We start from the raw sequence: 21,211 nt of genomic DNA on the forward strand, positions 1-21,211 counted from the left end.
TCACATCTGATAATATAAATATATGTTTTATAACATTTTAATGTTAATGCCCAGCCGAGGCCAGGCATAACACGCATCAGGAAAGGACGTATTTCTCTATCGCCCAGGCGACGCCATCTTCAAGGTTAGATTTCGTCACGAAGTTGGCGATTTCTTTGACTGATGGAATAGCGTTATCCATGGCAACGCCCACGCCTGCGTATTCAATCATCGCAATGTCGTTTTCCTGATCGCCAATCGCCATCACCTCTTCGGCTTTAATGCCTAACGCATCGGCCAGCGATTTAACGCCCGTCCCTTTATTGACGCGTTTATCGAGGATTTCGAGGAAGTACGGCGCACTTTTCAGCACGGTGTACTTCTCTTTTACTTCCGCAGGTAGACGAGAGATAGCTTTATCGAGGATCTCCGGCTCGTCAATCATCATCACTTTCAGGAACTGGGTTGCGGGATCCATTTTCTCGGCTTCACAGAACACTAGCGGGATGGTCGCGACAAACGATTCGTGCACCGTGTAGTAGCTGATATCACGGTTCGCGGTATACAGCGTATTGCGATCGAGGGCATGGAAATGCGAGCCGACTTCCCGGGAGAGCTGCTCCAGGTAACGATAATCATCATAGCTCAGCGCGGTTTGCGCCACGGTACTGCCATCCCCTGCTTTCTGCACCAGCGCACCGTTGTAGGTAATGCAGTAGTCACCGGGTTGTTCCATATGTAGTTCTTTCAGATAGCTGTGAACGCCGGCATACGGGCGTCCCGTGGTCAGCACCACATTCACGCCACGCGCGCGTGCCGCGGCAATCGCCGTTTTGACCGCTGGTGAAATGGTGTGATCGGGTAGCAGAAGTGTGCCATCCATGTCGATAGCAATAAGTTTGATAGCCATGAGTTCCCCGGATTAAATGAGTCCGTCCTCATGCTAACGCGATTCCGCTCAAAAAACAGCTACGAAAAGGGGGATAGAAAGGGGAATCGAGATTCCCCTTTTTGTAGATTGGTTGTCGTTTGAAGGCCTGATAAGCAACGCGCCATCAGGCACAATACAACGTCTTGCCGGATGGCGGCGTAAACCGCCTTATCCGGCCTACAGATTGGCTTAAATATCGATGTTCGCCGCTTTCAGGGCGTTCTCTTCGATAAATGCGCGACGTGGTTCAACGGCATCGCCCATCAGCGTGGTGAACAGCTGGTCGGCAGCAATCGCATCCTTCACGGTAACGCGCAGCATACGACGGCTTTCCGGATCCATGGTGGTTTCCCACAGCTGTTCCGGGTTCATCTCGCCCAGACCTTTATAACGCTGGATAGCGAGGCCACGACGAGACTCTTTCTGCAGCCATTCCAGCGCCTGCTCAAAGCTGGCAACCGGCTGGCGACGCTCGCCACGTTCGATAAACGCATCGTCTTCGATCAGCCCACGCAGCTTCTCGCCAAGCGTACAAATACGATGGTACTCGCCACCGGTCACAAATTCATGTTCCAATGGATAGTCAGTATCGACACCGTGGGTACGCACCCGGATCACCGGTTCGAACAGGTTCAGTTCAGCGTCTTTACGCACGAAGCTATTCCAGGTGCTGCCGTGCATTTCGTTTTCATTAAGCACGTTAACCAACTGGGAAACCCAGGCCGTAACTTTCGCTTCATCAGCCAAATCAGCTTCTGGCAGCGTCGGTTGATAAACCAGCTCTTTCAGCAGCGCTTTCGGGAAACGACGTTCCATACGGCCAATCATTTTCTGCGTCGCGTTGTATTCTGAAACCAGTTTCTCTAACGACTCACCTGAAAGGGCTGGTGCGCTGGCGTTGGTGTGCAGCGTTGCGCCATCCAGAGCGATAGAGATCTGATACTGATCCATCGCTTCGTCATCTTTAATGTACTGTTCCTGCTTGCCTTTTTTCACTTTGTACAGCGGTGGCTGTGCAATGTAAACGTGACCGCGTTCAACGATTTCCGGCATTTGACGATAGAAGAAGGTCAACAGCAGCGTACGAATGTGCGAGCCATCGACGTCCGCATCGGTCATGATGATGATGCTGTGATAACGCAGTTTGTCCGGGTTGTACTCGTCACGACCGATGCCACAGCCGAGCGCGGTGATCAGCGTCGCAACTTCCTGAGAGGAGAGCATCTTGTCAAAGCGCGCTTTCTCGACGTTGAGGATTTTACCCTTCAGCGGCAGAATCGCCTGGTTTTTACGGTTACGGCCCTGCTTCGCAGAACCGCCCGCGGAGTCCCCTTCCACAAGGTACAGTTCGGACAGCGCCGGGTCACGTTCCTGACAATCCGCCAGCTTGCCCGGCAGACCGGCTAAGTCGAGCGCGCCTTTACGACGGGTCATTTCACGCGCACGACGTGCAGCTTCACGAGCACGTGCAGCATCAATAATTTTGCCAACAACGATTTTCGCGTCAGACGGGTTTTCCAGCAGATATTCGCTCAGCAGTTCGTTCATCTGCTGTTCTACCGCCGATTTCACCTCAGAGGAGACCAGCTTGTCTTTGGTCTGTGAGGAGAACTTCGGATCCGGTACTTTCACGGAAACAACGGCAATCAGGCCTTCACGGGCATCGTCACCAGTAGCGCTGACTTTCGCTTTTTTGCTGTAGCCTTCTTTGTCCATGTAGGCGTTCAGGGTACGGGTCATCGCCGCACGGAAGCCTGCAAGGTGAGTACCGCCGTCACGCTGTGGAATGTTGTTGGTGAAGCAGTAGATGTTTTCCTGGAAACCATCGTTCCACTGCAGCGCAACTTCAACGCCGATACCGTCTTTTTCGGTGGAGAAGTAGAAGATATTCGGGTGGATCGGCGTTTTGTTTTTGTTGAGGTATTCAACAAACGCCTTGATGCCACCTTCGTAGTGGAAATGGTCTTCTTTGCCGTCACGCTTGTCGCGCAGACGAATAGAGACGCCGGAGTTCAGGAATGACAGCTCACGCAGACGTTTCGCCAGAATGTCGTATTCAAATTCAACAACATTGGTAAAGGTTTCGTGGCTTGGCCAGAAACGGACCTGAGTCCCGGTCAATTCTGTTTCGCCGGTTACTGCCAGCGGCGCCTGCGGCACACCGTGCACGTAAGTTTGCTGATGCACTTTGCCTTCACGACGAATCACCAGTTCCAGCTTCTGTGACAGGGCGTTAACGACGGAAACACCCACGCCGTGCAGACCGCCGGAAACTTTATAGGAGTTATCATCGAATTTACCGCCTGCGTGCAAAACGGTCATGATAACTTCCGCTGCCGAAACGCCCTCTTCCGGGTGAATACCGGTTGGGATACCACGGCCATCATCGGTAACGGACACGGAGTTGTCAGCGTGAATCGTTACCACGATATCTTTACAGTGACCCGCGAGCGCTTCGTCGATAGCGTTATCTACCACCTCGAATACCATGTGGTGCAGACCGGTGCCGTCATCCGTGTCGCCGATATACATACCCGGGCGCTTACGCACCGCATCCAGTCCTTTCAGGACTTTGATACTGGAGGAGTCATAAGAATTCGACATCAACGTTTCTCGCTCATTTTATCTTGGGTTAATCCGTTATTTTACCCTTTTCCACGGTAAACATCTTCGAATTTTCATCGGACATGTCTATAACGTGTTCAGCGCTGATTGCGCTGACAAAGACCTGAGATTGCGTGGCTTTTAAGCGGCTGGCCAGCAGTCCGCGACGCGCGTCATCCAGTTCAGAGGCAAAATCATCTATCAGGTACAGGCAGCGCCGCCCGCTTTCACGGGTCAGGAACTCCCCTTGCGCCAGACGTAAGGCGCACATCAGCAGCTTTAGCTGCCCACGCGACAACGTATCTTCCACCGGCGCACCGTCGGCGCGAATGCGGAAATCCGCCTTATGCGGGCCGTGCGCAGTGTAGGTCAACATGCGATCGCGTTCAAAACTGCGTTCCAGCACTTCGGCATAATCAGTCTCTTTCTCCCAGCCGCGCTGGAATGAGAAGGAGAGCGAAAACTCGGGAAGAAACTGCTGGCAGGTATCCGCCATATCCTGCGCGATACCGGCGCTGTACTCCGCGCGCCAGGTGCTGATTTGTTCCGCCAGTGGGATCAGTTCTTTATCCCACGGGCGCAGTTGCTCATAACGACTCACCTGGCGCAGCGCTGCATTGCGCTGCTTGAGCAGTCGCTTCAGGTTGCTCCAGGCGGTGAAAAAACCGACTTCATTGTGAAAGCATCCCCAGTCAAGGAATGCTCTTCTGTATTTGGGGCCGCCGTTGAGTAAAGTAAACCCCTCAGGCGTGATCAGCTGCATCGGCATCAGGTGCGCCAGTTCTGCGACCTTGTGCCCGTCAGTGCCGTCAATGCGCACTTTGCTGTCGCCCAGTTTGTCTTTCGTCAGGCCAATCGACGTTTCACGTTCTTCACCCTGCAAACGCCCGTGTAAAACAAACGACTCCTGCTCGTGGCGAATCACGCGGCCAATCTGCAAACTGCGAAACGCCCGACCGTGGCCGAGCGTATAGATAGCTTCCAGTACGCTGGTTTTGCCGCTGCCGTTCGCGCCAACCAGGAAGTTAAAGCCAGGGGATAAAGCGAGATCCGCGCTTTCGATATTGCGAAAATCGCGGATCAACAGGCGGGTGAGCGACATTACAGTCTCATTGGCATAACAACATAGGCAGCCGACTGTGATGCGGCATCTTCAATCTGTACGCTCGATACGGAATCGGTCAGCAGAATACGCACGTTCTCGCACTTCAGCGCGTTCAGAACGTCCAGTACGTAGCTCACGTTAAAGCCGATTTCCAGTTCTGTACCAGGATAGGAGACATCCAGAATTTCTTCCGCTTCTTCCTGCTCCGGGTTGTTGGCGGTGATTTTGAGCTGGTTTTCGCTGACATACAGACGCACGCCGCGGAATTTCTCGTTCGAGAGGATCGCCGCACGCGCAAACGCCTGTTTGAGGATATCGCAACCGGCTTCCAGATGTTTGTCCGGATTCTTCGGCAATACGCGGCGATAATCCGGGAAACGGCCATCAACCAGCTTAGAGGTGAAGATGAAGTCACCAACGTGCGCACGAATGTTGTTGCTGCCAATCTGCACGCGCAGCGGGTTATCGCCGCCGTCGAGCATACGCATCAGTTCAATCACGCCTTTACGCGGTACGATCACCGAATGGCTTGGCAACGGCTGACCAACAGGCATTGAACAGACCGCCAGGCGGTGACCGTCGGTCGCCACGGTACGCAGCTCTTCCCCTTCGGTTTCAAACAGCATGCCGTTTAAGTAGTAACGTACGTCCTGATGCGCCATCGAAAACTGCGTGGCTTCAATCAGGCGCTTCATCGTCGCCTGCGGCAGGGTGAATTCGACTTCGCTCTGCCAGTCGTCCAGATTCGGGAAGTCGGCAGCAGGCAGCGTAGACAGCGAGAAACGGCTGCGACCAGAACGCACCAGCATACGGTCGCCTTCCAGTTGAACGGCAATTTCCGCGCCTTCCGGCAATCCACGGCAAATATCGAAGAATTTACGCGCCGGAACGGTGGTCGCGCCAGGTTCATGAGGCTGGATCAGCGCCACGCGCGCCACCATCTCCATTTCGAGATCGGTACCGGTCAGCGAAAGCGTGCCGTCAGCAACCTGCAGCAGCAGGTTTCCGAGAATAGGCAGTGTAGGACGTCCACCCAGCGGGCCGCTGACCTGCTGAAGCGGTTTTAATAAATGTTCACGTTCAACGGTAAATTTCATAGCGTCACGAAGATAATGTTCTGATTAAATTGGAGAAATCTTCTTTAATATCATGGCTTTCTTCACGCAACTGCTCAATCTTGCGGCAGGCATGAAGCACGGTAGTATGGTCACGCCCACCAAACGCGTCGCCAATTTCCGGCAGACTGTGGTTAGTGAGCTCTTTTGCCAGCGCCATCGCCATCTGGCGCGGGCGAGCTACCGAGCGAGATCGACGCTTAGAAAGCAGATCCGCAATTTTGATTTTGTAATACTCCGCCACCGTCTTCTGGATATTGTCGATGGTGACCAGCTTTTCCTGCAAAGCCAGCAGATCGCGCAGCGCTTCGCGCACGAAATCGATAGTAATCGCCCGGCCGGTAAAATTGGCGTTGGCGATCACTCGGTTCAGTGCGCCTTCCAGCTCACGTACGTTAGAGCGTAGACGCTTGGCAATAAAGAACGCTACTTCACCCGGCAGACGAATGTCGTTTTCGTCGGCTTTTTTCATCAGGATCGCAACACGCGTTTCCAGTTCAGGCGGTTCGATCGCGACAGTCAGTCCCCAGCCAAAGCGGGATTTCAGACGATCTTCAACGCCGTTGATCTCCTTCGGATAGCGATCCGAGGTCAGGATGATCTGCTGATTGCCTTCCAGCAGGGCGTTAAAGGTGTGGAAAAACTCTTCCTGCGATCGCTCTTTATTCGCGAAGAATTGGATATCGTCAATCAGCAGCGCGTCAACGGAACGGTAGTAGCGTTTAAACTCTTCGATCGCGTTGTTTTGCAGGGCTTTGACCATGTCCTGCACAAAACGCTCGGAGTGCATATACACCACTTTGGCGTTCGGCTTACGCGCCATAATGCCGTTACCGACAGCGTGCAACAGGTGGGTTTTACCCAGACCCGTACCGCCATAAAGGAATAACGGATTGTAGGCGCCGCCAGGATTGTCCGCCACCTGACGTGCCGCCGCGCGCGCCAGCTGGTTAGATTTACCTTCAACGAAGTTATCAAACGTGTGTTTGACGTTGACGTTAGAACGATAGGTAGGTTCTGCCGGAGCCGGGACGTTATCCCAGCCTGGACGCGCCGCCGGAGCAGCACGTTGTGGTTGCACTTGCTGAGCCACGTGGGCGGGCGCAACAACATTGTTGACCGGCGTTTTCAGCGTTTGCGTGACGGGTTTAGTGCCGACTTCAAAGCGCAGCTGTGGGGCATCCGCGCCACAGAAATTATTGAGTAATCCATTAATATTATTAAGGTATTTATCCCTTACCCAATCGAGCACGAAACGGTTTGGCGCATACAAAGCCAGCGTGTTATCGCTCAGTTCCGCCTGCAACGGGCGTATCCACATACTGAACTCTGTGGCTGGTAACTCATCCTGCAATCGGGCAAGACACTGCTGCCAAAGCGAAAGTGACACGGCGGACTCCACTCGAACAAAAGTCGATAAATGACAAAGGCTGAAACATTCATGATTGTTGACGCACATCGACAAGACCCTATGCAAAGGGTGACGTGCGAATTGCTATCTGCAATTTTTACCCGATCAGGATCCATTGAAACGATCAGGACCGCGGATCATAGCGTAAACTGAGAAAGAGATCTTCTGTTTCTCACAGATTCTTCCCGATTTATCCACAGGATGATCCAGAATCGGCTAAGTGTAAACGATCATGGAGAAGTGCTGCAGGTTTTAGCGCGCATATTGAAAAAATTAATGAGTAAAGATGCTTTACTGCTTAAACGATCTAATAAAGATCCCGTGCGATCCTTGCGCTTTATCCACCAGCCCGTATAATTCTTACCCCCAGCGAGTAACGGTCGCCTTACGGCGTCAACGCTGCCTGTTTTTTACGCGAAACCATGCGGAAAAAAGCGGGAAATAAGGAAAGAGAATTGACTCCGGAGTGTACAATTATTACAATCCGGCCTCTTTAATCACCCACACTGTGGCGTAAGTCGTTCGAAATTCGTTCGGGTATACGCAAAAGTCAGTGAATTTATTCAAGTTTAGGTAGAAATCGCCATGAAACGCACTTTTCAACCGTCTGTACTGAAGCGCAACCGTTCTCACGGCTTCCGTGCTCGTATGGCTAATAAAAATGGTCGTCAGGTTCTGGCACGTCGTCGTGCTAAAGGCCGTTCTCGTCTGACCGTTTCTAAGTAATAAAAGCTAGCCCCTGAGTGGTTAAGCTCGCATTTCCCAGGGAGTTACGTTTGTTAACTCCCACTCATTTCACATTCGTCTTCCAGCAGCCACAACGGGCTGGCACGCCGCAAATCACCATCCTCGGCCGCCTGAATTCGCTGGGGCATCCCCGTATCGGTCTTACAGTCGCCAAGAAAAATGTTAAACGTGCGCATGAACGCAATCGGATTAAACGTCTGACGCGTGAAAGCTTCCGTTTACGTCAGCACGAGCTTCCAGCAATGGATTTCGTGGTGGTGGCGAAAAAAGGGGTTGCTGACCTCGATAACCGTGCTCTCTCGGAAGCGTTGGAAAAATTATGGCGTCGCCATTGTCGCCTGGCTCGCGGGTCCTGATAGCCCTCATTCGGGTCTATCAACGCCTGATCAGTCCGCTGCTTGGGCCGCATTGCCGTTTCACTCCAACCTGTTCGAGCTACGGAATTGAGGCATTGCGCAGGTTTGGAGTGATAAAAGGCAGTTGGTTGACGGTGAAACGCGTATTAAAATGCCACCCTTTACACCCTGGTGGTGACGATCCCGTCCCGCCCGGACCATTTGATACCAGAGAACACTAACGATGGATTCGCAACGCAATCTTTTAGTCATCGCTTTGCTGTTCGTGTCTTTCATGATCTGGCAAGCCTGGGAGCAGGATAAAAACCCGCAACCTCAGGCCCAACAGACCACGCAGACAACGACCACCGCAGCGGGTAGCGCCGCAGACCAGGGCGTACCGGCCAGTGGCCAGGGGAAACTGATTACGGTTAAAACTGACGTGCTTGATCTGACCATCAACACCCGTGGTGGTGATGTGGAACAGGCTTCACTGCCAGCTTACCCGAAAGAACTCGGTTCTACCGAACCGTTCCAGTTACTGGAAACTACGCCACAGTTCATCTACCAGGCACAGAGTGGCCTGACAGGTCGTGACGGCCCGGATAACCCGGCTAACGGCCCACGTCCGCTGTACAACGTCGATAAAGACGCGTTTGTACTGGCTGACGGTCAGAACGAACTGCAGATCCCGATGACCTATACTGACGCAGCGGGTAACACATTCACTAAAACGTTTGTTCTTAAGCGTGGTGAATATGCTGTCAACGTTAACTACAGCGTGCAGAACGCCGGCGAAAAACCGCTGGAAATCTCCACCTTTGGTCAGCTGAAGCAATCCATCAATCTGCCATCTCATCGTGACACCGGTAGCAGCAACTTTGCGCTGCACACTTTCCGTGGCGCGGCGTACTCCACGCCGGATGAGAAGTATGAGAAATACAAATTCGACACCATTGCTGAAAACGAAAACCTGAACGTCAATGCTAAAGACGGCTGGGTCGCAATGCTGCAACAGTATTTCGCAACGGCATGGGTTCCGCGTAACGACGGCACCAACAACTTCTATACCGCTAACCTGGGTAACGGCATTGCCGCTATCGGCTATAAATCACAGCCGGTACTGGTACAGCCTGGCCAGACTGGCGCGATGACCAGCACCCTGTGGGTCGGCCCGGAAATTCAGGATAAAATGGCGGCCGTTGCACCGCACCTGGATCTGACCGTGGACTACGGCTGGTTGTGGTTCATTTCTCAGCCGCTGTTTAAACTGCTGAAGTGGATCCATAGCTTCCTGGGTAACTGGGGCTTCTCCATCATCGTTATCACCTTTATCGTTCGTGGCATCATGTACCCGCTGACCAAAGCGCAGTACACCTCCATGGCGAAGATGCGTATGCTGCAGCCGAAGATTCAGGCTATGCGTGAACGTCTGGGCGATGACAAACAGCGTCAGAGCCAGGAAATGATGGCCCTGTACAAAGCTGAGAAGGTAAACCCGCTGGGCGGCTGCTTCCCGCTGATCATCCAGATGCCAATCTTCCTGGCGTTGTACTACATGCTGATGGGCTCCATTGAACTGCGTCATGCACCGTTCGCCCTGTGGATCCATGACCTGTCGGCACAGGACCCATACTACATCCTGCCGATTCTGATGGGCGTGACGATGTTCTTCATTCAGAAGATGTCTCCGACCACCGTAACCGACCCGATGCAGCAGAAGATCATGACCTTCATGCCGGTCATCTTCACCGTGTTCTTCCTGTGGTTCCCGTCAGGTCTGGTGCTGTACTATATCGTCAGCAACCTGGTAACCATTATTCAGCAGCAGCTGATTTACCGTGGTCTGGAGAAACGTGGCCTGCATAGCCGCGAGAAGAAAAACTCCTGATTCGGTGTAGGCCGGATTAGGCGAAGCCGCCATCCGGCAAACGGAACATAAAGTAAAGGGCGGTCATTAGACCGCCTTTTTTATTGCATTAAGAAGAGACAAACCATGAGCCATAACGACACCATCGTCGCTCAGGCCACCCCACCGGGACGTGGTGGCGTGGGTATCCTGCGTATCTCCGGCCTGAAGGCGCGTGAGGTCGCAGAAACCGTACTGGGGAAACTGCCCAAACCGCGTTATGCCGATTATCTGCCGTTTAAAGACGCGGATGGCAGCGCGCTGGATCAGGGGATTGCCTTGTGGTTCCCCGGCCCAAACTCCTTTACCGGCGAAGACGTTTTAGAGCTTCAGGGCCACGGCGGTCCGGTGATTCTTGACCTGCTGCTCAAACGTATTCTGACCATTCCCGGGCTGCGCATTGCCAGACCGGGTGAATTCTCCGAGCGAGCGTTTCTCAATGATAAGCTCGATTTAGCCCAGGCCGAGGCGATTGCCGACCTGATCGATGCCAGCTCAGAGCAAGCCGCTCGCTCGGCGCTGAACTCGTTGCAGGGCGCATTTTCCGCACGGGTAAATCATCTTGTGGAAGCGCTCACTCACCTGCGCATCTATGTTGAAGCAGCGATCGACTTCCCGGATGAAGAAATCGACTTCCTGTCTGACGGCAAGATTGAAGCGCAACTCAACAGCGTTATCAGCGATCTTGATGCCGTGCGTGCGGAAGCGCGTCAGGGCAGCCTGCTGCGCGAAGGGATGAAGGTGGTGATTGCCGGTCGGCCAAACGCCGGGAAATCAAGCCTGCTGAACGCGCTGGCTGGCCGTGAGGCGGCCATTGTCACCGATATCGCCGGGACTACTCGCGACGTGCTGCGTGAGCATATTCACATCGACGGCATGCCGCTACACATCATCGACACCGCCGGTTTGCGCGATGCCAGCGACGAAGTTGAACGCATCGGTATCGAACGTGCCTGGCAGGAAATTGAACAGGCCGACCGTGTACTGTTTATGGTTGATGGCACCACCACCGACGCCGTGGACCCGGCAGATATCTGGCCAGACTTTATTGCCCGTCTGCCAGCCAAACTGCCGATCACCGTGGTGCGTAACAAAGCGGATATTACCGGTGAGACGCTGGGCCTTAGCGAAGTAAATGGCCACTCACTGGTTCGCCTCTCTGCGCGTACCGGTGAAGGCGTTGACGTACTGCGTAATCATCTCAAACAGAGCATGGGCTTTGAAACCAATATGGAAGGCGGTTTCCTGGCCCGTCGTCGTCACCTGCAGGCGCTGGCAGAAGCTGCAGAGCATCTCGAGCAGGGTAAAGCCCAACTGCTCGGAGCATGGGCCGGAGAATTGCTGGCTGAGGAGCTACGCCTTGCGCAGCAGAACCTCAGTGAGATCACAGGAGAGTTTACCTCCGACGATCTGCTGGGACGGATTTTCTCCAGCTTCTGTATCGGTAAGTAACGTTGTGTTGCCCGGTGGCGTGATGCTAACCGGGCCTACAGGCCTCGTAGGCCGGATAAGGCGTTTACGCCGCCATCCGGCAACAACTATTTCCCATGTGGAAATCACTGTTGTCCAAATGGCAACTCGTGCAGTTGACTCTCTGACCGTATGCTTAGCGCCACATTTCTTATGAGGTCGCTATGACACGCTTTCTAATCTGCAGTTTCGCCCTGGTTCTTCTTTATCCTGCCGGTATTGATATGTATCTGGTGGGGCTGCCCCGTATTGCTGCCGATTTACAGGCCAGCGAGGCGCAACTGCATATCGCGTTTTCGGTATATCTGGCAGGAATGGCGACGGCGATGCTGTTCGCCGGTAAAATTGCCGACCAGTCAGGTCGCAAACCGGTCGCCATAGTCGGCGCACTCATCTTTATTTTCGCCTCTGCGCTATGTTCTTTCGCCGAAAGCGGTACGCCATTCCTCATAGGTCGTTTTATTCAGGGCGTAGGTGCGGGCTGTTGCTACGTGGTGGCTTTCGCTATCCTGCGCGATACGCTCGACGATCGCCGCCGGGCGAAGGTGCTGTCGTTGTTGAACGGTATTACCTGTATTGTGCCGGTGTTGGCTCCAGTGATGGGGCATCTGATCATGCTCAAATACCCGTGGCAGAGCCTGTTCTACACGATGATGGGAATGGGTGTGGCTGTTTGCCTGCTGTCGGTGTTTGTCCTGCGAGAATCGCGCCCAGCAACGCTTATGGCGACGACGGAAAAGAGCCACACAACCGAATCACTGGTAAACCGCTTTTTCTTAAGCCGTCTGGCCATTACCACCCTCAGCGTGTCGGTGATCCTGACCTTCGTGAATACGTCTCCGGTGCTGCTGATGGAAGTGATGGGCTTCGACCGTGGTGAGTACGCCACCACGATGGCCATGACCGCAGGCATCAGTATGGCGGTCTCTTTCTCTACGCCATTTGCTCTGAGCGTATTTAAGCCTCGCGTTCTGATGCTGACCTCACAGGTGCTGTTTCTGTGTGCCGGCGTGGTGTTAACCCTTGCCACTTCACACGCAGTAACGCTTTTCGGGCTGACGTTAATCTGCGCCGGATTCTCGGTCGGCTTCGGTGTTGCGATGAGCCAGGCGCTTGGGCCGTTCTCGCTGCGCGCGGGCGTCGCCAGCTCGGCATTAGGTATTGCCCAGGTTTGCGGTTCCTCGCTGTGGATTTGGCTGGCGGCGGTTCTTGGCCTTGATGCGCTGAATATGCTGATCGGGATTCTGATTGGCTGTAGCATAGTGAGTATCATGCTGATTATCACTGTTGCACCTAACCGGTCCGCGCCAACTCATGAAGAAATCCCTCAGCAGTCTCGATCTTAATTTATTGCTCTGCCTGCAGCTGTTGATGCAGGAACGCAGCGTCACTAAAACCGCCAAACGGATGAACGTCACACCGTCGGCGGTCAGTAAGTCGCTGTCGAAGCTGCGGACCTGGTTTGACGATCCCTTGTTTGTGAACACCCCGCTGGGGCTATCACCGACGCCGCTGATGGTCAGCATGGAGCAGAGCCTTGCTGAATGGATGCAGATGGGCAATCAGTTGCTCGATAAGCCGCACCATGAGTCTCCACGCGGGCTGAAGTTTGATCTGGCGGCCGAAACGCCGTTAGTGATGATCATGTTCAATGCGCTCTCCCAGCAGATTTATCAGCGCTATCCCCAGGCAACAATCAAAATACGCAACTGGGACTATGACTCGCTGGATGCCATTATTCGCGGTGAAGTGGATATTGGCTTTACCGGGCGCGAAAGTCATCCGCGTTCGCGCGAACTGCTGAGTTTGTTGCCATTGTCGATCGACCATGAAGTGCTGTTTTCCGATCTGCCCTGCGTCTGGCTACGTGAAGATCATCCCGCACTGCAGGAAGAGTGGAATCTGGACACCTTTCTGCGCTATCCGCACATCAGCATTAGCTGGGAGCAAAGCGATACATGGGCGCTGGATGAAGTCCTGCAAGAAATGGGACGCGCACGCAATATCGCGTTATGTCTGCCCGGTTTTGAGCAATCGCTGTTTATGGCCGCGCAGCCGGATCACGCGCTGATAGCCACCGCACCGGTCTATTGCCAGCGTTATAACCAACTCCACCAGCTTCCACTCGTGGCACGACCGATGCCATTTGATACGGCGCAACTGGAAAAAATGCGCGTACCGTTCACTCTTCTTTGGCATAAACGCAACAGCCACAATCCTAAGATCGTCTGGCTAAAAGACACGATCAAGGCGCTTTATCGCGATATATCCTGACAATCCGTCATTTTGGTGTTGCTAAATCGACCATTCTGGCAACAGAAATGTAAATATCGCGTAATGTCTCCCATTTTCGCTTAGTTTTTGGGCAGCAAAGCCTGCCCGGAAGCCGTGTAAATGTTACTCTGGTAATAATCACGGACCATTAATCACGGAGCGACAAATGGCGACACATTTTGCCAGAGGGATTCTTACGGAGGGACACCTGGTTTCAGCTCGCCTCCCTTCTCCATGTCATATCGAAGCAAGAGATCTACCCGCTCATCGCCGGACACGTTTCCTGGCTTCCCGAAGTCTTCTCGCTGAACTGATGTTTATGCTTTACGGCACCAGCACGCTGCCCGAAATTGTTACTCAGGCCAAAGGTAAGCCCGTTTTTCGCGATAAGACCCTGCCGGGTTTTTCGATTTCCTATGCCGGGAATATCGTCGGCGTTGTGCTAACAACTGAAGGAACGTGCGGCCTGGATATGGAACTTCAGCGGGCCACCCGCGGGTTTCACAATCCAAATTCAGCGGAAACGTGGCGCTTCTCCAGTAACGAAAACCTGTGGATCAATAACCAAAACGACCCCAACGAAGCACGCGCGCAGCTCATTACATTGCGCCAGAGCGTACTCAAACTCACTGGCGATGTGTGCAATGACGATCCGCGTGAGCTCCAGCTTTTACCCGGCGCAGGGCGCCTGAAATGTGCCCATGTGGCGCAGGTTGAAGCCATTTGCGATGCGGAAGATGTACTGGTGTGGTCAGTTGCGGTTACGCCAACCATTGAAAAACTCAAAGTTTGGGAGTTTGATGGTAAACAGGACTGGAAAATTTTGCCTGATATCCAGACTCGCGCCAATGAGCCAACGGGTCGTCTGATCCGGTTCTCTCAATTATGTGCAGCGAAGAGCCATACGCTTTGATTTAACCTTCATGATGAAACAGGAGCCACCATGTCTGAAACATTGAATGTTGTTACGTTACTGGGAAGTCTGCGCAAAGGTTCGTTTAATGGAATGGTTGCCCGTACGCTGCCCAAGATTGCTCCAGCGGGAATGGAAGTGAACGCGCTGCCGTCGATTGGTGATATCCCTCTGTACGATGCCGACCTCCAACAGGAAGAGGGTTTTCCGGCCAGCGTAGAAGCACTGGCTGAGCAAATCAGAAAGGCTGACGGTGTCGTCATCGTCACACCTGAATATAACTATTCTGTTCCGGGCGGACTGAAGAACGCCATCGACTGGCTGTCCCGCCTGCCCGATCAGCCATTATCGGGTAAGCCGGTGCTGATCCAGACCAGTTCTATGGGCGCTATTGGCGGCGCGCGCTGCCAGTATCATCTGCGTCAGATCCTGGTATTCCTCGACGCCATGGTAATGAACAAGCCGGAATTTATGGGCGGCGTCATTCAGAATAAAGTAGACCCGCAGACAGGTGAAGTGATCGACCAAAGCACGCTGGACCATCTGACCGGTCAACTGACCGCATTTGGCGACTACATTCAGCGCGTGAAAGCGTAAAAGAAAAAGCCCGGCGATATGCCGGGCTTGTTGATATATGGGCAAATAAACAGCGATTAGTGCGCGTCGATAAACACAATCTTCAGCACAAACAGCAGCGCGACAATGATGACGCACGGGCTGAGATCGCGGAAACGTCCGGTACCAATCTTCATCACGCAGTAAGAAATAAAGCCCAGCGCAATACCTTCGGTAATTGAGAAGCTAAAGGGCATCATCACGGCGGTAATAAACGCCGGAACCGCTTCTGTCAGGTCATCCCACTTCACGCGCGACAGGCTTGATGTCATCAGGACGCCAACGTAAATCAGCGCACCAGCGGCTGCATAACCCGGTACCATCCCCGCCAGCGGCGATAGGAAGATAACCAGCAGGAACAGCAGGCCAACGACCACGGCGGTCAGACCGGTACGTCCACCGACCGAAACCCCGGAAGAAGATTCGATATACGCAGTAACGGAAGAAGTCCCGATAAACGCCCCGGTAACCGACGACACGCTATCCACATACAGCGCTTGCTTCATGCGCGGGAACTTGCCCTTCGCATCCGCCAGACCGGCTTTATCCGTAACGCCAATCAGCGTACCGGAGGAGTCGAACAGATTAACCAGCATGAACGAGAAAATCACACCCGCCAGGCCAATGTTAAATGAACCGGCCAGGTCGACATGTCCGATAACAGACATCACGCTCGGTGGCGCAGAAACGATACCGTTGTAATGAACATCGCCCAGCATCCAGCCCAGCAGCGTGGTTACGATGATAGAAATCAGCACCGCCGCGTGAATGTTACGTGACGCCAGAATCGCGATGATAAAGAAGCCCAGGATACCGAGCAGTACGCTGTGGGACGTCAGGTTACCGATAGACACCAGCGTGTCTTTGTTGGCGACGATAACACCGGCGTTTTTCAGCCCCATCATGCCGATGAACAGACCAATACCACTGGTGATCCCCACACGCAGGCTAACCGGGATATTGGCAATCATCCAGTAACGAACGCGGAAAATCGTCAGCAGCAGCAGACCAACAGCGCCCCAGAAGATAGCGCCCATACCAATCTGCCATGACAGCCCCATCGCGCCAACGACCACGAAAGCGAAGAATGCGTTCAGGCCCATAGCAGGCGCAAGTGCGACCGGCAGGTTGGCAAACAGGCCCATCAGGATGCTACCAAATGCAGCAATAAGGCAGGTGGTAACAAAGACAGCGCTGGTATCCATGCCAGCCACGCCAAGAATTTGCGGGTTAACAAAAACGATATACACCATCGTCAGGAAGGTCGTTAAACCGGCGATCACTTCGGTCCGTGCCGTCGTGCCATGTTCGCGCAGTTTGAACACGCGTTCCAGCATCCCCTGGCCAGAAGCCTGGGTTGTGTGTTGTTGACTCATTATCAATTTCCGAACAAGGAGGGAAAATTCGTCGCTATCCTATACCAAAATGCGACAATAGGGTTGGGTTATGAGCAACTTTTTTCATTGATTTTGCTTATACGGCAACGATTGCGTCGCCCAATAATGCATTACGAAAACGTTAAACTTGTTAAAACGGAAATGACATGTCCCAGATAGAAGCCGTATTTTTTGACTGTGACGGTACCCTTGTCGACAGTGAAGTGATTTGTTCTCGCGCGTATGTCAGCATGTTCCAGGCGTTTGGCATTACGCTCGATCTTGAAGAAATTTTCAAACGCTTCAAGGGGGTAAAGCTGTACGAGATCATCGACATTATCAACGAAGAGCACGGTGTCGAACTGGCAAAAACCGATTTAGAACCGGTTTACCGCGCTGAGGTCGCACGTCTGTTCGATACGGAACTGGAGGTGATTGCCGGTGCCAATGCGCTACTGGACAGCATGGCCGTACCAATGTGTGTGGTCTCTAACGGTCCGGTCAGCAAAATGCAGCATTCGCTGGGTAAGCTGGGCATGTTGCACCATTTCCCTGATTTACTGTTCAGCGGCTACGATATTCAGCGTTGGAAGCCCGATCCGGCCCTGATGTTCCATGCGGCGAAAGCGATGGATGTTAATGTTGAGAACTGCATTCTGGTTGATGATTCCAGCGCAGGTGCGCAGGCGGGGATTGCCGCCGGGATGGAAGTGTTCTACTTCTGCGCCGATCCGCATAACAAACCGATCGATCATCCAAAAGTGACGACGTTTACCGATCTGGCACAGTTGCCGGAATTGTGGAAAGCGCGGGGTTGGAATATCGTCGAATAAACAGTAGGCCCGATAAGCAAAGCGCCATCAGGCGAATGGCGCAGAATGCCGGATGCGGCGTAACACCTTATCCGGCCTACAATAGCGACGCCGGGGGATCCCGGCGAACGCAACAAGCTGCTTATTCCTTCGGATCTTTGCCCGCCAGCAGCTTATCCAGCTCATCCCCGCCCACGTGACGGAAGTCTTGTCCCTTCACGAAGTAGAAGATGTATTCGCAGATATTCTGGCAGCGGTCACCGATACGTTCGATGGAACGTGCGCAGAACAGCGCGGTCAGCACACTTGGAATGGTACGTGGGTCTTCCATCATATAAGTCATCAACTGACGCACGATGCCTTCATATTCCTGGTCAACTTTCTTATCTTCGCGATAAATACGCACTGCTTCGTCCAGATCCATACGCGCAAACGCATCCAGCACGTCATGCAGCATTTGTACGGTGTGGCGGCCCAGTGATTCCAGGCTTACCAGCAGCGGCTGGTGCTGTTGCGAAAACTTCTCCAGCGCGGTACGGCAAATTTTGTCCGCCACGTCGCCAATACGTTCCAGCTCAGCGATGGTTTTGATAATAGCCATCACCAGACGCAGGTCGCTCGCTGTCGGTTGACGCTTGGCGATGATACGCACGCAGGCTTCGTCGATCGCCACTTCCATCATGTTAACGTTCTTATCGCCTTCAATGACGCGCTTCGCCAGCTCGCTGTCCTGGTTGTGCATCGCCGTGATTGCATCAGAAAGCTGCTGCTCGACCATGCCGCCCATGGTCATCACCTGGGTACGGATGCTTTCCAGCTCTGCATTGAACTGGCCGGAAATATGTTTATTAAGGTTAAGGTTATCCACAACAAGCTCCTGAATCAGCCGTAACGACCGGTGATGTAATCTTCAGTTTGTTTCTTCGCGGGCTTGGTGAACAGATCGTCCGTGTTGCTGAACTCAATCAACTCGCCCAGGTACATAAATGCCGTGTGATCGGAACAACGCGCAGCCTGCTGCATGTTGTGGGTAACGATAACGACGGTGTAATCCTCTTTCAGCTCAGTGATCAGCTCTTCGATACGCCCGGTAGAAATAGGGTCGAGCGCTGAACATGGCTCATCAAGCAGAAGCACTTCCGGGCGAATGGCGATACCACGCGCAATACACAGACGCTGCTGCTGACCACCCGAGAGAGAGTACCCGCTCTGGTGTAATTTATCTTTGGTTTCGTTCCACAATGCGGCCTTGGTCAATGCCCACTGCACACGCTCGTCCATATCCGCACGCGAGAGTTTCTCAAACAGACGTACGCCAAAAGCAATGTTGTCGTAGATGGACATCGGGAACGGCGTCGGCTTCTGGAATACCATGCCCACTTTGGCACGCAGCAGAGCGATATCCTGGGTATTGGTGAGAATATTGTCGCCATCCAGCAGGATTTCACCTTCCGCACGCTGCTCCGGGTACAGTTCAAACATTTTGTTGAACGTACGCAGCAGCGTTGATTTACCACAGCCTGACGGCCCGATAAACGCCGTTACCTGGTTTTTAGCAATATCCAGGTTGATGTTCTTCAGGGCATGGAATTTGCCATAGTAGAAGTTCAAATCACGAACCTGAATCTTACCCGGGGCAGTATCAACCATACTCATTTCAATCTCTTCCTCATCCGGCGCCGCATCAGCCACGCCGTAAAAATTAACCGTGTTTCTTCTTCGCGAAAATGACGCGCGCCAGAATGTTCAGCAGCAGTACGCACAAGGTAATAATCAGTACCCCGGCCCAGGCCAGTTGCTGCCACTCAGCAAACGGGCTCATCGCAAACTTAAAGATAGTGACCGGCAGGTTGGCGATAGGCTGCATCATGTCGGTGCTCCAGAACTGATTGGAGAGCGACGTAAACAGCAGCGGAGCCGTTTCACCTGCGATACGAGCAATCGCTAACAGAACGCCTGTAATGATCCCCGAGACAGACGCCTTCAGGGTGATCGCAGAAATCATCTTCCATTTCGGCGTACCCAGTGCATAGGCGGCTTCACGCAGGCTATCCGGCACCAGCTTGAGCATGTTCTCCGTGGTACGAATAACAATGGGCACCTGCAGCAGCGCCAGCGCGATAACGCCCGCCCAGCCAGAGAAGTGTTCCATTTTTGCTACCACAATGGTGTAAACGAACAGACCGACCACGATTGATGGCGCAGACAGCAGAATGTCATTGATAAAGCGGATAACCTCAGCCAGCCAGGACTTACGTCCGTACTCTGCCAAGTAGATACCCGCCATAATGCCAAGCGGTGTACCAAACACGGTCGCCCACAGAATTAACAGTCCGCTACCGGCCAGGGCGTTCGCCAGACCACCACCCGCTGTATTCGGCGGAGGCGTCATTTCGGTGAACAGCGCCAGCGACATACCGTCAATACCACGGGTGATCGTGGACATCAGGATCCAAATGAGCCAGAACAGACCGAACGCCATGGTCGCCATAGAGAGCGTCAGCGCGATGCGGTTCTTCAGACGGCGACGGGCCTGCATTTTACGGCGGGACTCCGCCAGCGCAGTGGTGTTTTGCATTTCAAGCGTAGCCATTAGCGTGCCCCCTCGTTCTTCGCAAGGCGCATGATCATGAACTTAGACGCCGCCAGTACGATGAAGGTGATCACAAACAGAATCAGACCCAGTTCCATCAACGCAGCAACGTGCAGGCCAGATTCCGCTTCGGCAAATTCATTCGCCAGCGCAGAGGTAATACTGTTGCCCGGCATGTACAGCGAGGCACTATCGAGCTGGTAGGTGTTACCAATGATAAAGGTGACCGCCATGGTTTCACCCAGCGCGCGGCCCAGACCCAGCATCACACCGCCGATCACACCATTTTTGGTGAACGGCAGGACGATACGCCAGATAACTTCCCAGGTGGTACAGCCGATGCCGTAGGCTGACTCTTTCATCAGTACCGGCGTTTGTTCGAACACATCACGCATAACCGCAGCAATGTACGGAATGATCATGATAGCGAGGATCACACCAGCCGCCAGAATACCGATACCAAACGCCGGGCCAGCAAACAGTGCGCCAACAAACGGAATGTTGGAAAGGATGTTTCCGACCGGCTCCTGGAAGTACGTCGCAAACAGCGGGGCAAAGATAAACAGGCCCCACATGCCGTATACGATACTCGGAATTGCTGCCAGCAGTTCAATAGCGATACCCAACGGGCGACGCAGCCAGCCAGGTGCAAGTTCAGTCAGGAACAGCGCAATGCCGAAACTCACCGGAACGGCAATCAGCAATGCAATAAACGAGGTGACCAGCGTACCGTAAATCGGTACCAGCGCGCCGTAGATATCGTTCGGCGCATCCCAGTCTTTGGTCCACAAAAAGGAGAAACCAAATTTCTGTATGCTTGGCCAGGAGGAGATAACCAGAGAGACAATAATGCCACCCAACATCAATAGCACAATCAGCGCAGCCAGTTTTACCAGCGCGCTGAATATCATGTCACCCTTTTTACCCGGTGGGTTAAAAGCAGGCTTGGTTGCAGCCATAAATCACTCTTTAAGTTAAACGCGTTTACGAAATTGCCCTGCCGGATGGCGCTACGCTTATCC

21 protein-coding genes are annotated in these 21,211 nt (G+C 53.4%); 11 read left to right on the forward strand and 10 right to left on the reverse strand.

The features are described from left to right. Nucleotides 1–76 precede the first annotated feature (76 nt). The 5 genes from yidA to dnaA form a co-directional block, all read right to left on the reverse strand. Nucleotides 77–889, reverse strand: a complete 813-nt coding sequence (gene yidA, locus OGX96_RS03265; RefSeq protein ID WP_008786541.1) for a sugar-phosphatase — start codon at nucleotides 887–889, stop codon at nucleotides 77–79. A gap of 210 nt (nucleotides 890–1,099) precedes the next feature. Continuing rightward, on the reverse strand, nucleotides 1,100–3,514 hold the full coding sequence (gene gyrB / locus OGX96_RS03270) for a DNA topoisomerase (ATP-hydrolyzing) subunit B (RefSeq protein ID WP_008786542.1): 2,415 nt from the start codon (nucleotides 3,512–3,514) through the stop codon (nucleotides 1,100–1,102). 28 nt (nucleotides 3,515–3,542) lie between these two features. After that, entirely contained in the window at nucleotides 3,543–4,616 is a 1,074-nt protein-coding gene (gene recF, locus OGX96_RS03275) for a DNA replication/repair protein RecF (protein ID WP_103284540.1), read from the reverse strand. Then, nucleotides 4,616–5,716, reverse strand: coding sequence for a DNA polymerase III subunit beta (gene dnaN, locus OGX96_RS03280; RefSeq protein ID WP_003023863.1), 1,101 nt, complete (start codon nucleotides 5,714–5,716; stop codon nucleotides 4,616–4,618). Before dnaN ends, recF begins: the two co-directional genes overlap by 1 nt. 4 nt (nucleotides 5,717–5,720) lie before the next feature. Continuing rightward, nucleotides 5,721–7,124, reverse strand: coding sequence for a chromosomal replication initiator protein DnaA (dnaA, locus tag OGX96_RS03285; protein WP_003827078.1), 1,404 nt, complete (start codon nucleotides 7,122–7,124; stop codon nucleotides 5,721–5,723). A 297-nt stretch (nucleotides 7,125–7,421) separates the two neighbouring features. On the opposite strand from dnaA, the gene OGX96_RS22650 reads away from it, so the two are divergent. The 10 genes from OGX96_RS22650 to OGX96_RS03330 all read left to right on the forward strand — a co-directional run bounded on the left by OGX96_RS22650 (nucleotide 7,422) and on the right by OGX96_RS03330 (nucleotide 15,390). Then, nucleotides 7,422–7,502, forward strand: a complete 81-nt coding sequence (locus OGX96_RS22650) for a hypothetical protein (protein ID WP_418221920.1) — start codon at nucleotides 7,422–7,424, stop codon at nucleotides 7,500–7,502. Nucleotides 7,503–7,730: 228 nt separating this feature from the next. Further along, complete coding sequence (gene rpmH / locus OGX96_RS03290; RefSeq protein WP_003023858.1) at nucleotides 7,731–7,871, forward strand: 50S ribosomal protein L34; 141 nt, start codon at nucleotides 7,731–7,733, stop codon at nucleotides 7,869–7,871. A 17-nt stretch (nucleotides 7,872–7,888) separates the two neighbouring features. Beyond that, nucleotides 7,889–8,248, forward strand: a complete 360-nt coding sequence (rnpA, locus tag OGX96_RS03295) for a ribonuclease P protein component (RefSeq protein ID WP_003844432.1) — start codon at nucleotides 7,889–7,891, stop codon at nucleotides 8,246–8,248. Continuing rightward, nucleotides 8,212–8,469 carry a membrane protein insertion efficiency factor YidD gene (gene yidD / locus OGX96_RS03300; RefSeq protein WP_003023846.1) on the forward strand — a complete coding sequence of 86 codons (258 nt, stop codon included), beginning with the start codon at nucleotides 8,212–8,214 and terminating at the stop codon, nucleotides 8,467–8,469. The genes rnpA and yidD overlap by 37 nt, the downstream gene beginning before the upstream one ends. A gap of 2 nt (nucleotides 8,470–8,471) precedes the next feature. Then, nucleotides 8,472–10,118 (forward strand): membrane protein insertase YidC, encoded by a 1,647-nt coding sequence (gene yidC, locus OGX96_RS03305; protein WP_003827058.1) that lies wholly within the window; start codon nucleotides 8,472–8,474, stop codon nucleotides 10,116–10,118. Nucleotides 10,119–10,223: 105 nt separating this feature from the next. Continuing rightward, complete coding sequence (mnmE, locus tag OGX96_RS03310) at nucleotides 10,224–11,588, forward strand: tRNA uridine-5-carboxymethylaminomethyl(34) synthesis GTPase MnmE (protein ID WP_032945460.1); 1,365 nt, start codon at nucleotides 10,224–10,226, stop codon at nucleotides 11,586–11,588. A gap of 182 nt (nucleotides 11,589–11,770) precedes the next feature. Continuing rightward, complete coding sequence (locus OGX96_RS03315; protein WP_048215234.1) at nucleotides 11,771–12,952, forward strand: MFS transporter; 1,182 nt, start codon at nucleotides 11,771–11,773, stop codon at nucleotides 12,950–12,952. After that, the gene (yidZ, locus tag OGX96_RS03320; protein ID WP_003827051.1) at nucleotides 12,921–13,880 is read left to right on the forward strand and encodes an HTH-type transcriptional regulator YidZ; all 960 of its coding nucleotides are present in this window, start codon (nucleotides 12,921–12,923) and stop codon (nucleotides 13,878–13,880) included. Before OGX96_RS03315 ends, yidZ begins: the two co-directional genes overlap by 32 nt. Nucleotides 13,881–14,046: 166 nt before the next feature. Further along, nucleotides 14,047–14,793, forward strand: coding sequence for a 4'-phosphopantetheinyl transferase family protein (locus OGX96_RS03325; RefSeq protein ID WP_198802956.1), 747 nt, complete (start codon nucleotides 14,047–14,049; stop codon nucleotides 14,791–14,793). A gap of 30 nt (nucleotides 14,794–14,823) precedes the next feature. Continuing rightward, nucleotides 14,824–15,390 carry an NADPH-dependent FMN reductase gene (locus OGX96_RS03330; RefSeq protein ID WP_003827046.1) on the forward strand — a complete coding sequence of 189 codons (567 nt, stop codon included), beginning with the start codon at nucleotides 14,824–14,826 and terminating at the stop codon, nucleotides 15,388–15,390. 56 nt (nucleotides 15,391–15,446) lie between these two features. Here the strand turns inward: OGX96_RS03330 and adeP are convergent, their stop codons facing one another. Next, a complete protein-coding gene (gene adeP / locus OGX96_RS03335; protein WP_003827042.1) occupies nucleotides 15,447–16,784 on the reverse strand; it encodes an adenine permease AdeP in 1,338 nt (445 codons plus the stop codon). A gap of 167 nt (nucleotides 16,785–16,951) precedes the next feature. Here adeP and yieH point away from each other — a divergent pair, with 167 nt between their 5' ends. Then, nucleotides 16,952–17,617: a 6-phosphogluconate phosphatase gene (yieH, locus tag OGX96_RS03340; protein WP_198802954.1), complete on the forward strand. Its 666-nt coding sequence runs from the start codon at nucleotides 16,952–16,954 to the stop codon at nucleotides 17,615–17,617. A 121-nt stretch (nucleotides 17,618–17,738) separates the two neighbouring features. Here yieH and phoU read toward each other — a convergent pair whose 3' ends face one another. Genes phoU through pstC form a run of 4 tightly spaced genes read right to left on the reverse strand, consistent with a single transcriptional unit; the run spans nucleotide 17,739 to nucleotide 21,148 of the window. Next, nucleotides 17,739–18,464, reverse strand: a complete 726-nt coding sequence (gene phoU / locus OGX96_RS03345; RefSeq protein WP_003023824.1) for a phosphate signaling complex protein PhoU — start codon at nucleotides 18,462–18,464, stop codon at nucleotides 17,739–17,741. 14 nt (nucleotides 18,465–18,478) lie between these two features. Further along, nucleotides 18,479–19,252 carry a phosphate ABC transporter ATP-binding protein PstB gene (pstB, locus tag OGX96_RS03350; protein ID WP_003023821.1) on the reverse strand — a complete coding sequence of 258 codons (774 nt, stop codon included), beginning with the start codon at nucleotides 19,250–19,252 and terminating at the stop codon, nucleotides 18,479–18,481. Nucleotides 19,253–19,298: 46 nt separating this feature from the next. Further along, entirely contained in the window at nucleotides 19,299–20,189 is an 891-nt protein-coding gene (gene pstA / locus OGX96_RS03355; RefSeq protein WP_003827037.1) for a phosphate ABC transporter permease PstA, read from the reverse strand. Then, complete coding sequence (pstC, locus tag OGX96_RS03360; RefSeq protein ID WP_008786549.1) at nucleotides 20,189–21,148, reverse strand: phosphate ABC transporter permease PstC; 960 nt, start codon at nucleotides 21,146–21,148, stop codon at nucleotides 20,189–20,191. Before pstC ends, pstA begins: the two co-directional genes overlap by 1 nt. Nucleotides 21,149–21,211 lie beyond the last annotated feature (63 nt).

The sequence above is a fragment of the Citrobacter sp. Cpo100 genome, assembly GCF_030332595.1.
Classification (GTDB): domain Bacteria; phylum Pseudomonadota; class Gammaproteobacteria; order Enterobacterales; family Enterobacteriaceae; genus Citrobacter; species Citrobacter portucalensis.